Annotated in this window: 4 protein-coding genes; 3 read left to right on the top strand and 1 reads right to left on the bottom strand. The window is 70.2% G+C overall.

The genetic code is table 11. The annotated features are described in order from the left end of the window. Positions 1–205, top strand: a 205-nt coding sequence (locus G3N93_RS37825; RefSeq protein WP_206135305.1) for a hypothetical protein, incomplete at its 5' end; no start/stop codon positions are given. A 162-nt stretch (positions 206–367) separates the two neighbouring features. Continuing rightward, on the top strand, positions 368–1,006 hold the full coding sequence (locus G3N93_RS37820) for a 2-hydroxychromene-2-carboxylate isomerase (protein WP_206135304.1): 639 nt from the start codon (positions 368–370) through the stop codon (positions 1,004–1,006). A 40-nt stretch (positions 1,007–1,046) separates the two neighbouring features. Here the strand turns inward: G3N93_RS37820 and G3N93_RS37815 are convergent, their stop codons facing one another. Next, a complete protein-coding gene (locus G3N93_RS37815; protein ID WP_206125061.1) occupies positions 1,047–2,030 on the bottom strand; it encodes a LysR family transcriptional regulator in 984 nt (327 codons plus the stop codon). Between the two features lie 101 nt (positions 2,031–2,131). Here G3N93_RS37815 and G3N93_RS37810 point away from each other — a divergent pair. Further along, positions 2,132–2,543 (top strand): MFS transporter (locus G3N93_RS37810; protein ID WP_206135303.1); only part of this gene is annotated, 412 nt, incomplete at its 3' end.

Here is a 2,543-nt window from a genome sequence, read left to right as displayed (position 1 = left end):
TTTGGGTGTGAGTGGGGTGTGCTGGTGTGAGTGGGGGTTTGTGATGGAAGAGTTCGGCAGCCGGCGAGAGCCACACGCTGGCGCACAGTCTTGCCCTACACTACGCTCTTCCGATCTCGCGGGCGCACGCTACGACGCGGCGGCCGTGCGTGACAGCCTCGCGCGGCTCGCGTCGATGGCGGGCCACGGCGACGACGCGTCATAAGCGGTCGTAAGCGCCGGTCACAAGCGGGCTGCGCGCGCCTCGCTACGCAACAGCGCAAAAGGCGGCCGCGTGCGACACTGGCCGCCGATGCATGCATCGCGCGCCGCCCGCGGGCGTGCCGTGCGTGCCACCGCCAACCGGACACGCTTGAGGGCAGCCACCATGAACGCCACGCGCACCGCCACCTGGTATTTCGATTTCGTTTCGCCGTTCGCCTACCTGCAGCAGGAACAATTCGACCGGTTGCCGGCCGCCGCCGCATTCGAGCCGCGGCCCATCGTGCTCGGCGCACTGCTCGCACACAGGGGGCAGAAGGCACCAGCCGAGATCGCGGCGAAGCGCGTGTTCACCTATCGCCACGCGCAATATCGCGCGGACAAGCTCGGGATTGCGTTCCGGATGCCGCCCGCGCACCCGTTCAATCCGATCAAGCCGCTGCGCCTCGCGATCGCGATGGGCAATTCGCCCGACGCGATCCGGCGGATCTTCCGGCACATCTGGCGCGACGGCCAGGACGTGTCGACACCGGAAGGCTTCGCCGCGCTGTGCGAAGCGGTCGGCTTTCCGGAAGGCGTGACGGCCGTCGACGCCCAACCGGTGAAGGACGCACTGCGCGCGAACACCGACGATGCGATCGCGCACGCCGTATTCGGCGTGCCGACCTTCGAACTCGACGGCGACCTGTTCTGGGGCGAGGATGCGACCGACATGTTCGCCGACTGCGCGACGTCGCGCGCGTGGCTCGATTCGCCCGAGGTGCGCCGCATCAGCGCGCTGCCCGAAGGGATCCGGCGCGGCTGAAGCCGCTACCCTCCGCTCGCGGCACATCCCGTATTCCGCGTCAGGCGTCGCGCCCTTCGACCAGCCCCGGCACGGCCTCGCGCATCATCGCGGCGAACCGCACGAGCCGCGACGGATAGAACTGCGCATGCGGATAGGTCAGGTAGACGGGCAGCGGCGCGGCCTGCCACTCGGGCGCAAGATGAACGAGCTCGCCGCGCGCGAGGTGGTCGGCCAGCATCCATGACGAGCCGACGCACGCCCCCACCCCCAGCAGCGCCGCACTGCGCAACGCGTACAGGTTCGCGGTCGTGATGCGCGGGCGGATCGCGATGCGCCGCGTCTCGCCCGTGACCGAATGCGTGAGCGCCAGCTCGGTGCGGTAGTAAGTGCGCAGCGCGAGCCACGGCAACGCGGCCAGCGCGTCGGGGTCGGCCGGCACCTCGGCGCCGTTCAGCACGGACGGCGCGGCAACCACGAAGCGCGGCACCTTCGAGAGCCGGATCGCGACCACGGCCGGATCGGTCGGCTCGCCCACCTGGATCGCGCAATCGATGCCGCTGCCGACGAAATCCCGCACCTCGTCCTGCAGCAGCCACTCCACCGACACGCGCGGATAGTCGCGCAGGAACCGCGCGAGCGGCTCGACGAAACGCTCCTGGCCGAACGCGTGCGGCACCGCGACCCGCAGCAGCCCGTCAGGCTCCTCCTGTGCGCCGCGCAGATCGGCCTCGAACGCCGCCCAGTTCGCCAGCAACTCCTTCGCGCGCTTGAAGCAGCGCTCGCCGTCGACGGTCAGCCGCATCGTATGCGTCGTCCGCTGCAGCAGGCGCATGCCGAGCGAACGTTCGAGCGCCTGCAGCCGCCGGCTGATCGTCGGCTGCGTCGTATGCAGTTGCGCGGCCGCGGCCGACAGGCTGCCGGCCTCGACTATGCGTACGAAGGTTTCCATCAGCTCGAAACGATAGCCGGCGCCGTCCACCGGCACGGCCTGAATGCGCGGAGACCCGCCAGCAGCGGGAGAGAGTCGAGATTTTTCAGTCATGCGTGGAGCGTATAACAAATCTGCGCAGGGCGGCACTACCGTGGCCGGTCGCGTGCCGCCACACTCGCGTCCATTCCTTCACCCCATCCAGGAAGTACGCGATGTCCACCCCGTCCCGTCTCGATGCCGCGCCCCGCGCAGCCCACGCCCCGGCCCATCCGGCCGCCCATTCGATGCCCGATCGCCGGCTCGTGCTGCTGCTCGCGGCCGCTGCCGGCCTCGGGGTCGCGCCGCTCTACTACTCGCAGCCGATGCTGGGCGCGCTCGGGCCCGATCTCGGCGCGTCGGCACGTGCGATCGGCTTCGTGCCGACGCTCACGCAGCTCGGCTATGCGCTCGGCATCCTGCTGCTCGCGCCGCTCGGCGACCGCTTCCACCGCCGCCGCGTGATCGTGACCAAGGCCGCGACGCTGGTCATCGCGCTGCTGCTCGCCGCCATCGCGCCGTCGCTCGGGCTGCTGCTCGCGGCGAGCTTCGCGATCGGCCTCGCCGCGACGATGGCGCAGGACGTCA

Source organism: Burkholderia sp. Se-20378, from assembly GCF_017104665.1.
GTDB classification, from domain to species: domain Bacteria; phylum Pseudomonadota; class Gammaproteobacteria; order Burkholderiales; family Burkholderiaceae; genus Burkholderia; species Burkholderia lata.
The sequence above is the reverse complement of the archived record's forward strand: the minus strand, read 5'-3'. Positions and strand labels throughout refer to the sequence as shown.

Coding starts and splice junctions, on each gene's coding strand:
- G3N93_RS37820 (WP_206135304.1), top strand. CDS start 368: ATGAACGCCACGCGCACCGCCACCTGGTATTTCGATTTCGTTTCGCCG.
- G3N93_RS37815 (WP_206125061.1), bottom strand. CDS start 2,030: ATGACTGAAAAATCTCGACTCTCTCCCGCTGCTGGCGGGTCTCCGCGC.